The organism is Deltaproteobacteria bacterium, from assembly GCA_016183175.1.
In the GTDB taxonomy this organism is placed as follows: domain Bacteria; phylum UBA10199; class UBA10199; order UBA10199; family SBBF01; genus JACPFC01.
The window spans coordinates 1-13,713 of record JACPFC010000118.1; the positions used below are offsets into that span (position 1 = coordinate 1).

Annotated in this window: 14 protein-coding genes; 6 read left to right on the top strand and 8 right to left on the bottom strand. The window is 52.6% G+C overall.

What is annotated here, in order from left to right:
• The coding region (locus HYU99_11240; GenBank protein ID MBI2340918.1) for a hypothetical protein at positions 1 to 437 on the bottom strand (437 nt) is incomplete at its 3' end.
• On the opposite strand from HYU99_11240, the gene HYU99_11245 reads away from it, so the two are divergent.
• The 3 genes from HYU99_11245 to HYU99_11255 all read left to right on the top strand — a co-directional run bounded on the left by HYU99_11245 (position 424) and on the right by HYU99_11255 (position 2,943).
• Positions 424 to 849, top strand: coding sequence for a M20/M25/M40 family metallo-hydrolase (locus tag HYU99_11245; GenBank protein ID MBI2340919.1), 426 nt, complete (start codon positions 424 to 426; stop codon positions 847 to 849). The genes HYU99_11240 and HYU99_11245 overlap by 14 nt on opposite strands.
• Positions 850 to 941: 92 nt before the next feature.
• Positions 942 to 1,955, top strand: a complete 1,014-nt coding sequence (locus HYU99_11250; GenBank protein ID MBI2340920.1) for an arginine N-succinyltransferase — start codon at positions 942 to 944, stop codon at positions 1,953 to 1,955.
• Entirely contained in the window at positions 1,927 to 2,943 is a 1,017-nt protein-coding gene (locus HYU99_11255) for a hypothetical protein (GenBank protein MBI2340921.1), read from the top strand. The genes HYU99_11250 and HYU99_11255 overlap by 29 nt, the downstream gene beginning before the upstream one ends.
• A gap of 89 nt (positions 2,944 to 3,032) precedes the next feature.
• Here HYU99_11255 and HYU99_11260 read toward each other — a convergent pair whose 3' ends face one another.
• From HYU99_11260 to HYU99_11290, 7 genes are all read right to left on the bottom strand, one after another.
• Entirely contained in the window at positions 3,033 to 5,411 is a 2,379-nt protein-coding gene (locus HYU99_11260) for a C40 family peptidase (GenBank protein MBI2340922.1), read from the bottom strand.
• A 54-nt stretch (positions 5,412 to 5,465) separates the two neighbouring features.
• Complete coding sequence (locus HYU99_11265) at positions 5,466 to 5,765, bottom strand: type II toxin-antitoxin system RelE/ParE family toxin (GenBank protein MBI2340923.1); 300 nt, start codon at positions 5,763 to 5,765, stop codon at positions 5,466 to 5,468.
• A 5-nt stretch (positions 5,766 to 5,770) separates the two neighbouring features.
• Positions 5,771 to 5,986 carry an addiction module protein gene (locus tag HYU99_11270; protein ID MBI2340924.1) on the bottom strand — a complete coding sequence of 72 codons (216 nt, stop codon included), beginning with the start codon at positions 5,984 to 5,986 and terminating at the stop codon, positions 5,771 to 5,773.
• A 49-nt stretch (positions 5,987 to 6,035) separates the two neighbouring features.
• Positions 6,036 to 6,557, bottom strand: a complete 522-nt coding sequence (locus tag HYU99_11275; GenBank protein ID MBI2340925.1) for a hypothetical protein — start codon at positions 6,555 to 6,557, stop codon at positions 6,036 to 6,038.
• Positions 6,558 to 6,662: 105 nt separating this feature from the next.
• Positions 6,663 to 8,066, bottom strand: coding sequence for a hypothetical protein (locus tag HYU99_11280; GenBank protein MBI2340926.1), 1,404 nt, complete (start codon positions 8,064 to 8,066; stop codon positions 6,663 to 6,665).
• 248 nt (positions 8,067 to 8,314) lie between these two features.
• Complete coding sequence (locus HYU99_11285) at positions 8,315 to 9,100, bottom strand: enoyl-CoA hydratase/isomerase family protein (protein ID MBI2340927.1); 786 nt, start codon at positions 9,098 to 9,100, stop codon at positions 8,315 to 8,317.
• A gap of 168 nt (positions 9,101 to 9,268) precedes the next feature.
• Positions 9,269 to 9,787 (bottom strand): hypothetical protein, encoded by a 519-nt coding sequence (locus tag HYU99_11290; protein MBI2340928.1) that lies wholly within the window; start codon positions 9,785 to 9,787, stop codon positions 9,269 to 9,271.
• Positions 9,788 to 9,820: 33 nt separating this feature from the next.
• On the opposite strand from HYU99_11290, the gene HYU99_11295 reads away from it, so the two are divergent.
• The 3 genes from HYU99_11295 to HYU99_11305 form a co-directional block, all read left to right on the top strand.
• Entirely contained in the window at positions 9,821 to 10,603 is a 783-nt protein-coding gene (locus HYU99_11295; protein ID MBI2340929.1) for an SAM-dependent chlorinase/fluorinase, read from the top strand.
• Positions 10,600 to 13,059 carry an MMPL family transporter gene (locus HYU99_11300; GenBank protein ID MBI2340930.1) on the top strand — a complete coding sequence of 820 codons (2,460 nt, stop codon included), beginning with the start codon at positions 10,600 to 10,602 and terminating at the stop codon, positions 13,057 to 13,059. Before HYU99_11295 ends, HYU99_11300 begins: the two co-directional genes overlap by 4 nt.
• Positions 13,060 to 13,098: 39 nt before the next feature.
• Positions 13,099 to 13,713, top strand: a 615-nt coding sequence (locus HYU99_11305) for an IMP dehydrogenase (GenBank protein MBI2340931.1), incomplete at its 3' end; no start/stop codon positions are given.

The window sequence follows — 13,713 nt, forward strand, 5'->3', positions numbered from 1 at the left end:
GATCGTGGGTCCCCGCGGACGCTGTTGAGCCAATCGTGATACCTCTTGAACTCCGAGGTGTTCCTCAGTCTGTACTGATGAGGCGACTGCCCGGAAAAAGAGCGGTAGACGTTCGAGTCCCAGATCGCAAACTTGTCTGGTGCCGTGAAGTGGAGGAGCTTCGAAGCGCCGACGAGTGAGTTGTTGACAACCCTGACGAGGTTTTCGAGGTCCTGATCCGCGAAAAACTCCCGTTGAGCGCGATTCAAGGATTCGGCGGCACGAGACACGTCACCGTCGCCCTTGGGGTTGATCTCGAGTATCGTCGGCATCCAGCCGTAGACGGCGTGGGCCGCCACGATAAGACTATCTATGTTCCAAAAGCTCACCGCGGTGAAATGCCGCAGTAGGGCGAGGTAGGACTGGTGATACGAATCCCTCGGCTTGATCCGCTTCAAAAACGGCCGGTTGATGGTGAAAATCGACCATCGATTTCCCGCGGGTAAAAACCCCGATTTGCGGTTAAAATACTTAAAGGGGATCCTTAATCAGGCGGTCCGAAAATCGGGATGGAAACGGCATCTGGAAATGGAGCGCAACAACCCGGCCTTTTTCCAACCGGCTCGAAGCCGTTTAGTCGACGCGATACAGGCGTCTTTGCAGACAATCGGCAAAAGGGGGAAACCCCTCACGCGCCCCGGTTGCACCGAGGCGGGGTATTTGGCCAAAATTGCCGATCAGGTGCTCACGATCGGCCCAGGGGTCTCGTATGGAAACGCGCATCAACCGAATGAACGGGTGAAGGTTGCCGAGTTGGAGGAAGCTGTGGAATTTTATCGTGAATTGATTAAACGACTTTGTTTTTATTGATCAAAGTGCCTGGGTGCCCGCGTGCCCGGGTGCCTGCGTAAACACGGGGAACGCGAACACTCGGGCACTCAGGCACTCGGGCACGGAAAAAAATGTTTCTCATCCGAAGCGTCGAAAAAAGGGATTTAAAGGATATTCTGGCCTTGAGCCGCCAGCTGGACACGGTGAATCTGCCTCCCCATGCCCGGATTCTTAAAAAAATGATCGAGCGTTCGGAAAAAAGTTTTGCGGGAAGGTTGAAGCAGGAAAAGGCGCAGTATGTGTTTGTCCTTGAAGACACCTTGCGAAAAAAAGTTGTCGGTGTTTCAAAAATTTTTGCCCGGCACGGGACCCCCGCAAGGCCGCATGTCTATTTTGAAACGGCGCACGAAAAAGTCTCATCACGGACACTGGGGATCAAGTTCAAAAGAAAGGTCTACCGTTTTGGGGCTGATCCGCTCGGATTCACCGAAATTGGGGGGCTGGTGCTCGACCGGCGGTATCGCCGGCATCCGCAAAAACTGGGCAAACAATTATCCTGGGCGCGGTTTCTTTTGATGAAGGCGCATCCCTCCTGGTTCAAAAAGAGGGTGATTGCCGAGCTTTTGCCGCCCTTTCGAGCGGGCGGCGAGTCATCGCTCTGGAACCATTACGGATCTAAAATGACCGGGCTTTCCTACAAGAAGGCGGACATTTTGAGCTTTCAGAACAAGGAGTTTATCCTGAACCTCTTCCCGCGCAACGATTTGTACTTTGATCTTCTCCCCAAAGAAGTTCAGGAAGACATTGAAAAGACAGGCCCCGGCTCGAAGGGGGCTGAAGTTCTCCTCCGGCGGATCGGCTTTCGCTACGCAGGAACAATTGATCCCTTCGACGGCGGACCTCACTACCGGGCGCCGCTTAAGTCAATACAGGTTTATCGGTCCGCCCGGCGCCTGGTTTGCCGTAGTGTGGCGTCGTCTGTGTCGGGTCCGAAAATGATGGTCCTTGCGGAAGGCAAAGGAAAAATCCGGGCGCTGGTGACACGGGCGAAGGTGCGCGGAAAGAATTTGTATCTGCCGCAAGAGGCGTTTGATCTGTTGAATGCGGAGGAGGTTTATGTCGTCCCGTTTGGTTCTCATGGGTGACCCCGCCCTTTTTTCCATCAAAAAGGGGGCCAACCCGCACACGCGTAATTGGCTCGGCGTGAAAAAAAAGGTCGATCCCCGCAGGGCCTTTCTCCAGTGGCACGCCATGGCGGAGACACTGATGCGCTACGGGGTGCAGATTTACGTCATTCCGGCTCATCCCGATTTCCCCGGCCTTGTCTTTCCCGCCAATGCCGGGTTTGTGCCCAATGCAGACCAGCCGCGTCCCTTAAGCAGTCGTGAATTTATCCTGTCCAACCTCGGAGAGGCCCGGTCCGAGGAAAAAGAAATTTACCGGTTATTTGTCTCCCGACTCGGTCTCAAGGTGCGGGAGATCACGACCCAGTTTGAAGGGGAGGCCGATCTGATCCCGTGGGAAAATCGTTTTATTTTTACTTATGGAAAATTAACGCGCCAACGCTTTATCCCTCGCGTTGGAATCCCTCCGTGGAAAAGGGTGTATGGCTTTCGTTCCGACGAGAAGGCCCTCTCCGAATTGTCCCGATGGATTCCTTTTGATCGGACGCTTTCTCTGGAACTGGCGCAGGAGGCCTTCTATCACGGCGATACGGTTCTTTGCTCTTTTGGGCCAAAGAGAGAGTATCTGCTGATCTACCGAAATGGCCTGAAAGAAAAAGCGCGGCGGATTTTGGGTGGAGAAAAAAACGTTATCTGGATCTCGGAAGAGGATGCTTCGGAATTCGCCGCCAATTCCTTTCAGATTATTCATGAAGGACGGTGCATTCTCTTCATGCCCCATGGCGCCACCCCGGAACTCCGCGATGAAATCGAAAAAAGAGGGGTCGAGACGGTTCCCATCGATGTCTCGGAATTTTTTTCAAAGGGGGGAGGGGCAGTCAAGTGTCTTGTCGGCGACCTGGGGGCCTGGATGCAGGATCAAAACATCGACGAGTCAGCCGGCAAATTCCGCAATCATCATCTCTACCGGCACTATTTCGCCAACCAGCCCTGCGCGCATCGATTTTAAGTCGGTGAGCGGGCGTCGGAGTAATGAAGCGCGAGCGAACGGGGAAGACCCCCTTACCGATTCGGTAGACGCAATTGACGCCCGTTTACCTATTTGTAGTTGGCGGGGTCTATTTGTTTCAGCGCCTCAGTTGCTTTCTCCCTCACCAGGGGGTCACTGTCACTTAATGCTTGCTTCAGCGCCGGTAGCGCCTCTGCGGCAGAAGGGCCGAAATATCCAAGAATAGCAGCAGCAAATTCCCGCTCAAAAGGGGCGATATCAGGAGTTAAAGGATTTTCACCACGAAGTTTTTCGATCAGCATGGGTACAACAACCTCAGGACCAATATCTATAAGCCCCCGTAGAGGTTTTTCCCGATCGGCAGGATTTTTAGCAAGGAGTATCTTAAAAAAGAAATGCGTCGCAAGCTTACGAAGAGGTTCTTGCTGTCTAATAGGATCGTCGGGATAGAGCAATTTTGAAAAAGAAAGCTGTGCCCTCGCCCTCCGAATTTGCTCTTGCTCATCAACATTTAAAATAGCGCTGAGAGGGTTTGGCATAAGCCGCCCAAATCGCTTCTCAATCTCATCCAGGCTGAGCCCCCATGTCGGATTTGATGCTCCCCCTGACGGTTTATTTTTCAGCTTGATCCGAAGCGCGCGAACATTTTCGGAGACATCACCAATGGGTGCCTTAATATCCTGCAGATAAAAAGGGTGATCCGGAAGAACCCCTCCCTGCCGCACCACTTCTGACAATTGAACATCCACATTAACTCCTCCCCCTCCAGTCGCAAGCAAGACTGGGGACCCCCCTGCTACAGGCTGCCCTACATAAAAGACCGGTAAAAATTCGGCGGTCTCTGATGTTTCCCATGGACTCCCTTCGGAAGAATCAAGAAAGGAACCGGAAAGTTCGAACCCATTTTGATAAAGGATTTTTGCCACGACAACCGCTTTGTAGAGTTCCTTGAGCTCTTCGAGAATCGGGTGATGGTTTATTATTTCTTCCATTGTTGTTTCATCATTGAGACTATCGGCATACCAGGAAGAAAGACTCCCCGGCTCGCAGGCTTCGGCTGTATCTGTGATGTTTGATTCCGATCCGCCAAACTGGACGGGTCTGCATGAGACATGAAGTTGCATATCGGCAAAATCGTAGACAGCAGAACCGTCTGGTGCCGTTATTTTTCTAATGACAAAAGAGGCCGGATCGGCCTGAAACCAAAATCGGGAAGCTTCCAAAGTACCCGGGTTTTCTCCCCCCCGAATGAGCGCATCGGCTCTTTTAAAATAGGGGGTCGGTGTCTGATGGCCTTGGTCTCCCATGGCAAGAGTTTTTAAAAGGAGATCCGAAGCCATGAGCACATCCCCCACATGGGTATTTCTCAAAGCCGGATCTGAAAAAATAGCCTGCATGGTGAAACTCGCCGGATTTTGGACACCCAAAAAATGCCAAACACTTTCTCCATACAAAAGCTGACCGACCTCAGGGGAGTCAAATCCCTGCAATGCTTGTTTTGCGACAGCTAAGGTGCCATTGATGGCGGCCGCACTGGCGGCATCGGGGAGAAGTGTAAAAGAAGGGGCCTGACCGCCTGTTCTGTAAAGACTGTTGAGAATCTCCTGGACATCGGCAAGATTGACTCCTCGAGCTTGAAAGACTCCTTCTTGGGGCTGAAGATCCGCCTCGGATTTGGAGGCATAGAGGGTAATGGTGGTTCCATCAGCCGAAAGTTTAAAACCCTTCAGCTCCCCCATCCCCAGCATGCTACTATCCAAAGGAAAAGGGACATCGAGGTCAACCCCTCCCAGCGGATTGACCTCTTCGGGTGAGGGAATCCCACGCATTTTGAGTGAATCAGCAAAAAAATAGGCATTGGGTCCCTGCTTTTTATCCTCCTTGCCATCGGCGTTATAATCGATAGACCAATTTCCATTTGAATCCTGTCTAATCTTATCCCGAACCACACGACAACGGCTGTCCGTTATGTCCGGACATCCCTCCTTCCCAGCGGCGCTGAGAATAGAACAAGAGAGTTCGCCGCTATTTTCCCGGCACTGTTCGATAAATCCCATATGGCTAACGGTCGGCGTAGGCCTAGAGTGATCTTTATAAAAAAAGACATCTCCTGGTTGGGGAGGATGATGAAGCGGGTCGTCAATGAGGCTCTGCGTTTTCTGGGCATCGCTAAAATAACCGGATGCGTTCTCCCTCTTGTCAGGGCTTTTGCCAGAGCTGTGGCTGAATAATACCCGATAGACCAATCCGCCGCAATCTGTACCGTGCAATTCCGATCCCCCCCATTTGTAATTTCTCTCATGACCATTCTCGAGCTTGGTCATGAAATTCCGTGCCGCTTCAACCGTGGTTGCGCGAATTTTGGAGAGAGTCACAGGATAAGGATCATTGGGGTCAAAAGGTTCATAAACAGCACCCCCCTCATCGCCGGAAGGAAGGGGTGTCACCGGGTTGAGCGGTCCCATCATTGTCTCCTTGTTAAAAAATCTCGTCAATCACACGCGCCTGTCTACGTTACAGTGTTATGCCTTCTTTTTCCTCTTTTTCCAATAGTCGGGTTCTTTATTGAGATGCATCACGGCGATTATGAATACCTCTTCATCTGTAACTTGGTATATTACCCCGTAGGGGAAACGATTTGTCAAACATCTTCTGGTATTTGCAGAAAGCGGGGCCCAGGCACGAGGAAACGAAAGAATGTTTTGAATTGCCAAGTAGACTTCTTTTGTGAATTCCAATCCGAGGTCCTTCTGACACTCATTATAATAAGCGATAGCCTCATTAAACTCCTTTTCGGCATCGGGATGGAAAGAATAATTCAAAGGCTTTACCTGCCGAATATTTTATTAAATACTTTATCACCCGGTACCGTTTTGACTTTGCCGCTTTTTATTTCTTCAACCCTCTTTTCTGCCTCTGCCGCCCACAATTCGTCTATCTCTTTCCGAACGGGATGAAGGCTTCGGAGAAGATTGTCGACAAGTTGCGTCCTTATTTCGACCGGCAACGAAACTGCCTCGTCAAAAAGCTCCTGGGGCTTTATCATATTTACCTCCACACAACTTACTGATCAAATGTATCATATTTCAACCTCACCCGCCAAGCTCCCAGTAGAGATCGAGGCAGGTGTTGGTGGCATCAAGCCCGGTGCGGAACTTGGCCTTCACCTTGTCGCCGATCCTGATTTTGCGGTTGCGGGTGGAGAGGTAACTTTTAACGATCGTGCAAACCCCCGGCAGAAGGACGTCAATCTGATAATAGGGGCACTCAATTTCAAGCCCCATCCCGCCCCGCTCAACAAAGGTGTAGGAAAAGATCTCGCCGGCCGGGTTTTTGATCTCTTCCCAAACCATCGGCTGATGGCAGTCCGGACAGTCGGCGCGGGGGGGGAGCCACAGTTCCCCTTTCCCTCTGCTTATGGGACAGTTGTCGTTGACGCATCGGGTGGCCATCAGTTTTCCCTCCGTCAACCCCGCAAAATAGGGGGTTAAAAGCCCCAGCGTGTGGTGATGCGTGCCGCTGTCGCCGGAAAATCGGGGGAGATCGATCACCCAGACATTCCCTTCTTTTGTCACTTTTGTTTTTGTTGTATTTAATTTGACGGTTTCATTCATGGCTAAGTTACCTCGCTATTCTTATTAGCTCCGCTCCCACCTCGCTCTCTCCTCCCTGTTCGGTCGGCTCCGTCTCACAGAAGGCGTGGCGGACGGTGGGAACCCTTACCAAGCCTTTTCCAGGACGCCGACAGTCACATGACTTCCCACACCGGCGTGAGAGACATAACACCCCTTTTTCGGGTTGTTTTGAATCTGCAGACTTTCCCAGTCGGCCGGTTTTTTCTTGCCGAATCTTTGCCACATCTTTGGGTCGCCGTGGAACTTGTCGTATTTTCCCTGCAACTGCCACATGATTTCCGTGGCCGAGAAGATGCCGGTGGCCCCCACGGCGTGCATCGAACCGAGCAAACCCCCCGAAAGGTTTGACGGACATTTTCCCTGTTTCCCTGTTTTTGGATTTTTGAGATAACAATCGCCCGATCGGACGTATTCCTGCTCATCGCCATAGAGGGTCAAGCCGACGTCGCCGTAGGTTTGGAGATCGGAGATGGTAAAGGCATCGTGGGTTTCGATCAGGTCCAAATCCTCAATCGGGTTGTTGATGCCGGCCATCCGGTAGCAGAGCCAGGCGGCAAATCGGGTCGCCCCAAAGCTTTCGAATCCGGGCCATCGCCCCTTTTGCTTTTCCATATCCTTGTAAAGTTTTTCGTAGTCGCCTGCCGTTTCGTGCGGGAGGAGGGGGATTTCCATCGGACGCCGGTCACCGGTTCGCAGGGTATGGGAACCCCCCGCCGTATAAAGCTTGACCGGCTTATCGGTCAGCTTGTAGGCCAGCTCTTCCGTGCACAAAAGCATCGCGGCCGAACCGACCGACATGGCGCAACATTCCAGAAAACGGAGCGGGTCCGAGACAATTTCACCTGCAAGGACCTCTTCAATGGTGTGTTTTCCCGGTTGCTGGGAGAAAGGGGAATTGCAGGCGTAGCCCCTGTTTTTCACGGCGATTTCGGCGCGGACCCGTTCGTCCACGCCGTACATTTCCTGAAAGCGCCGCGCCATGGGGGCGTAGTAACTGGCGTAGTTGCGGGCAAGGCGGGTTTCAAAATCCTTGCAGGCCGCGGTGGAGATATAATAGTTGCCGGTCCAGGTGATCACCTCGTCCATTCGTTCCCAGCCGAGGGCCAGACAGCAATCGGCCATGCCGCTTGCCACCATGGAGGCGGCCGAAAGAATGGTGGAGCCGCCGGTGGCCCCGCCGGTTTTGACCCCGATATTAAAAAGGAGATCGAGGCCCAGATAATCGTGCACCTTCGCCTCGCAGAGGAGTTGATCCTGGAAATGATCCGCGAACTCGCCATAGCAGGCGAAATTGATGAGACTCTTGATTTCGAGGGGATCCATCTTGAGGTCGTTTTCTTCGAGCATCATCCGGAAGGCCATCATGGTCAGCTCTTCAAGCTTTTTTTCGGGGTACTTTTTCCGGAAGTCGGTCATGCCTCCGGCGACGGCGTAGACCGGTCGTGTCCATTTTGGGATTCGAAGATTTCCTTTGCCGAATTTAATCATTTCTCTCTCCTTTTTTGAAGTCCGTCACGCTATCCGATGAAACCGCCTCAAGTCAAGAAATTCGAACCTATTTTGGCAACCATTCAGTCTCGGTGTCTGTTTTCGGTTTAAGTCGGAACTCGCGGTCTATTTAATCGCCACTTGGTTTGACTGTTGGGCTCAAGAATGTTCCGATTGGCGATGTTTTTAGGGTGTGCTCAAACAGCCGACTTAAACCTCAAGACATCCACTCGAAACTGAATGGTTACCTATTTTACCCAATTTGGTTTTCTCTTTTCCAAAAAAGCGGCGAGACCTTCTTGCGCCTCGGGGGTGGCGCGAAGGTCGGCCAGCGTTTGCGCCGCAAAAGTTTGGCCTTCCGCCGGGGATTTTGTTTTCAGATCCCGAAGAAATTTTTTGGCTGTCTTCAGCGCGTGAGGGGAGGATTGGAGGAGCCCCTCCACAACCTTTTTGAGGGCGGAATCGAGATTCTCTCCGCCCACCACCTGATGAACCAGACCGATCCCCAACGCCTTGGCGGCGTTAAACCTTTCCGCCGAGAGAAAAAGGGCGCGCGCGTGGGATTCGCCGATTTTGGCCAGAACATACGGGCCGATCGTCGCCGGAATCAGGCCCAGGCGGACTTCACTGAAGCTGAAAATGGTTTCGACTGCGGCCAACACATAATCGCAGACACTGACGATCCCCAGCCCCCCTCCCATGACCGATCCATGAACTTTGGCAATTACCGGATGCGGACAATGATTGATCCGTTCCAACATAAGAGAGAATTTTTCGGCGTCTTTGTAGTTTTGATCCCGCGTATAACCGGCGCTTTCCTTCATCCATTTGATGTCGCCGCCGGCGCAGAACGCCTCGCCGGCGCCTCCCAATACGACTACGCGGACATCGGGGATGGGGGCCTCTTTTGTGAACACCGCGGTCAGATCGCCGATCATCTCGTTATTGACGGCGTTGCGGGCCTCAGGGCGGTTCAAGGTGATGCGGAGAATCCCGTCTTTCTTTTCAACGATAAGGGTTTGGTACGTCATCATTTGCATCCCATCCGGACGGGGAGATCTGTTCCACCGGCGTCAGCCCGCTAAAGTCGACCAACTCTTTGCAACGTAAGCTTGGATTGCTTTGCAGGCAATGATTAATTGCTTTGTCGTTTCACCCTCGCTTCCGCTGACTGCCGGTTGTCACAGATCTCCCCGTCCGGATTATTTTCCTTTAAGCAAATACGGGCGGAACAAAACAAGAAAAATGCTGTTCGAAACGCCGAAAAGAACCTGGAGCAACAGGCTCAATGTCGAGGGAAACCGGGTGGCCAGCGTGATGTCAAAGCTGGGGAGAAAGAGTTTGCAGGAAAAAACCCAGATGATGAAGCCGGTGACAAAACCAAGAACAATCAAAGAGGCCGGCCTGCTTTTTTCGTGCACCAGATGGGCAAAGACGGTTCCATAAATGATGGAAAGGGTCATGTGGATGAAAAGACCGAGTTGCCCCGCTTTTCCAAGAGGGCCGTAGGCGGTTGCCTCCGCGCCGAAAACGGCGGCCCCCACCAGCTTGAACGGCTGGGTCCAGTCCCCCATGATTTTTGCGGTGCCGAACGCGGCCACAAGAATAACCAGAAGGCCGGCCGAGGCACCGCTTAAAGCACCGGCAAAAAGCCACGAATAATCGATGCGGGTCCAGATGTGTTCGATGGTGTTTGTGTCTTTGGTCGGTTGGTGTTGCATTGGTGCCGCGTTTCTCCTATATTTGTCCGCCAATTGTCAATTATTACATTAACAACCGACTTCGGGACGCGCGACCATTATGCGGGCGCCATCAAGGGGGCGATTTTTTCCATCAACCCGAAAGCCGCCGTTGTCGATATCACGCACGAAATTCCGTCATTCGATATTGGAGCGGCTGCTTATGTGCTCGCCTGCGCCTATTCGTTCTATCCGGCTGGGACCATTCATGTCGCCGTTGTCGATCCGGGAGTCGGTAGCGCCCGCAAGGGGATTGTTCTTAAAACCCCCAACTATTTTTTTGTCGGGCCGGACAACGGGATTTTTTCCCTTGTGGCCCGGCGCGAGAAGATCGAGGCAATCCATCAACTGGAAAATCGCAGTTACTTCCGCAAAGAAATAAGCGACACCTTTCATGCGCGCGACATCTTTTGCCCGGTGGCGGCCCACTTAAGCCTAAGGGTCGAACCGAACCTGCTCGGTCCGGCTGTCGATCGTCTCGAACGGTTGGAAGAGGATACATTCCGGATAGAGAAGGATCGGATTGAGGGGACGGTCATTTATATCGATCATTTCGGCAATGGGATCACCAATATCGAATCGGCCTCGTTTGACGGCAAAGTCGGCCGGAGGCGCTTTCAATTCAGTGTGGGGGGCCGGCGGATTACAGCCATTGCCAGAAATTACGACGAAATGCCCGCGGGGAGGCCCACCCTTGTTCGCGGGAGCAGTGGTTTCATCGAAGTAGCGATGAATCGCGGATCGGTTGCAAAAAAGTGGAAGTTGAAAACGGGACAGAAAGTAAATCTGCAAATATGAAACTCGAACGTTTCATCCGCCGTCTGATCCCCTGGTCGTGGGTGATGTTCCCCCTTTTTCTGGGGCTGACCGCCGTTTCGTTCAAGCCGGCAATCGGCCTGTTGGGGCGCATCAACACCGAACTGTCCAAACTCCTTCCCGAGGACTATCCCACCGTCAAAATAGGAAACGAGATCAAGCAAAAATTCAAGGAAAAGGGGGGAGGGGATCTCATCCTTGTCCTCGACTCGCCCCATCCGCAAAACAACATCCGGGCGGTTCCCGATCTGGCCGCCTTCCTTCAGAAAATCCCCGAGATTGACCGGGTTCAATATGTCAAAAAAGGCTTTGAATTTTTTGATGAACACAAGCTGATGTTTATTGAGCTTGCCGATCTCTACGAGATCCGGGACCGTATCCGGCGCAAGATCCAGCACGAAAAACTGGGGGGGCTGTATATCGATTTTGAGTTGGAAGACCCGCCTCAAAAGGGCAAGGACCCGTTTCAATTTGATGATCTTATCGAAAAGTACCGGAAACAGTACATCCAGGGGATCAAAAGCCGGTATTTCACCAATGAGAAGGAGACCATCTACGCCCTCTGGATTTATCCCAAATCGAAGGACACCTCTCTTTCCTATTACAAAAAATTTTACGGCCTCATCGCCGAAAAGATGAAGCAGTTTCCCCTGGAAAATTACGGCCCCGATCTGCATATCGGCTTTGCCGGTTCCGTCAAGACCCGCATCGACGAATACAACTCCCTCATCCGCGACCTCAAGGTGGCCGGCCTCATTTCAGGCATCGGCATTTTGCTTCTTCTGGCGGTTTATTTCCGGCGGGTGTCGGTTGTCGTCCTCATTTTTATTCCGCTGGTGTGCAGTATGCTGATGGGGTTTGCCCTCTCTTCCCTTTTCATCAAACAGTTGAACGTGGTGACCTCTTTTCTCTTTTCCATCCTGTTCGGCCTCGGGGTCGACATCGGCATTCACATGGGGGCCCGCTATCTGGAGGACCGGGAGGCCGGTCTTTCCCGCGAGGATGCGCTGGTGAACTCCCTTGTCAAGGCGGGGCGTTCTTCATCGGTGGGGGTCGTCACCACCTGCGCCAGTTTTTTTATTCTCATCATCAACGACTTCAGGGGCTTTTCGGAATTCGGGTGGATTGCCGGCATCGGCCTTCTGACGGCGCTGGCGACCTACCTTCTGCTATTTCCCGCCTTGCTTTTGTGGGGGGAGAAACTGCGCATTCTCCGGATCAAAAGAGGCCGGCACGATTTTATTCAGGCGCTTTTGGTCCAATGGCCGGTCTTTCCCAAGGCGGCCGCCGTCACGATTGTCTGTACGGCGCTGGCGCTTCTTTCCCTGGCGCTGATTCCGTTGATCCGGTTCGAATGGAACTACGGCGTGTTGAAGATTCATCTCCCCGAAACGCAGGACGCAAAGGCGAAATTAAAGGAGGTCTATGGAAGGGTGAACAGCCCGGCGGGGGTGATGATCGAAAACGAGGCGGAGGCGGAGGCGCTTAAAAAAGAGTATGCCCGGCGAAAGGCCACCGATGCTTCATTACCGACCATCGATTATTTTCGCTCCTATTACGACCTCTTTCCGCACGATCAGGAGGAGAAGATGGCGGCGTTGAAGGAAATCGACCGGCTTCTTGCCGACGACGCCCTGAATGTCCTGAAAAAAGATGACCGCAAGATGGTGGACGATTTCCGGGCCTCGATCCGCCGGACCACTTTTATCGGGGAATCGGAAATCCCCGAGGAGGTGCGAAAGGTTTTTTTTGGAAGGGGGGAATTTGCCGATGAAAAGCTGGCCTTTGTCTATCCGGTTTCATCGCTCGAGCTGGACGACGGCCGGAATGCCATTGCCTTTTATGATGACGTGCACACGGTTGCGGCAGGGGGAAAGATGTTCCATGCGGCCTCGGATTCCCTTGTGTTTGCCGATGTGCTCACCACCATGTTCCGCGACAGCCGGAAGACGATTCTTCTCTCCCTCCTTGTCCTTGCCATTCTCATTTATTTCGATTTTCGCAACGTGAAAAAGGCGGGGTTGGTTCTGATGGCCCTCTGTTCGGGCATTTTCTGGATGTTCGGCCTGATGGTCGTTTTTGGCCTGAAATTCAATTTCTACAACATGATCACCATTCCCATGATGATCGGAATGGGGGAGGACAACAGCGTCCACTTGATCCACCGCCACGAGGAATTAAAACGAAGTTCGGTGATGAAGGCCCTTTTTACCTCGGGTTCCGCCGCGATGATGGCCTCGCTCACCACCATGCTCGGCTACGCGGGGCTGATCTTCGCCCACCATCCCGGCTTGAGGTCAATCGGCATTCTGGCGGTGATCGGCATGGGGACCTGCATGTTAAGTTCGCTGGTTTTCCTGCCCGCCTTTTTGCAGGTGCTTTCCATCCGTTCGGGGCATCATGGGGGCCATTCAAAAAACTCCTCACAAGGCACTTGATTCCCGACAATTATTTGTATAATAAGCCAAAGGAACTTGATGAAAAAAGAGTTCCCTTTAGCCCTTACCTTTGACGATGTCCTTCTCCTCCCTGCGCGCAGTAAGGTTCTGCCAAAAGAGGCCGATACCCGGACGAAGCTGACCAAAAAGATCGAGTTGGCCATTCCCATTGTTTCGGCCGCCATGGATACCGTTACCGAGGCCAAAACCGCCATTGCCATGGCTCAAGCCGGCGGCATCGGGATCATTCACAAAAACATGTCTGTTGAGGCGCAGGTGCTGGAAGTCCACAAGGTAAAGAAGTCTGAAAGCGGCATGGTGGTCAATCCCCTGACCATCGAGCCCGATATCACCGTCGGCGAAGCCGTTCTGGTGATGCGGAAAAACGGCATTTCGGGACTGCCGGTCACCCTCAAGGGAAGATTGGTCGGGATTCTCACCAACCGCGATCTGCGGTTCCAAAAAAACTTAGGCCAAAAGGTCTCCGATGTAATGACCAGCAAAAACCTGGTGACCGTTCCCGAAAAGGTGACTCTCGATGAAGCGAAAGAGCTTTTGCAAAAACACCGGATCGAAAAACTTTTGGTGGTCGACAAACAGAACCATCTCAAAGGGCTTATTACCGTCAAGGACATCGAAAAAACGATGCAACAC

Coding starts and splice junctions, on each gene's coding strand:
- HYU99_11280 (MBI2340926.1), bottom strand. CDS start 8,066: ATGATTAAATTCGGCAAAGGAAATCTTCGAATCCCAAAATGGACACGA.
- HYU99_11300 (MBI2340930.1), top strand. CDS start 10,600: ATGAAACTCGAACGTTTCATCCGCCGTCTGATCCCCTGGTCGTGGGTG.
- HYU99_11250 (MBI2340920.1), top strand. CDS start 942: ATGTTTCTCATCCGAAGCGTCGAAAAAAGGGATTTAAAGGATATTCTG.
- HYU99_11260 (MBI2340922.1), bottom strand. CDS start 5,411: ATGATGGGACCGCTCAACCCGGTGACACCCCTTCCTTCCGGCGATGAG.
- HYU99_11275 (MBI2340925.1), bottom strand. CDS start 6,557: ATGAATGAAACCGTCAAATTAAATACAACAAAAACAAAAGTGACAAAA.
- HYU99_11255 (MBI2340921.1), top strand. CDS start 1,927: ATGTCGTCCCGTTTGGTTCTCATGGGTGACCCCGCCCTTTTTTCCATC.
- HYU99_11285 (MBI2340927.1), bottom strand. CDS start 9,100: ATGATGACGTACCAAACCCTTATCGTTGAAAAGAAAGACGGGATTCTC.
- HYU99_11290 (MBI2340928.1), bottom strand. CDS start 9,787: ATGCAACACCAACCGACCAAAGACACAAACACCATCGAACACATCTGG.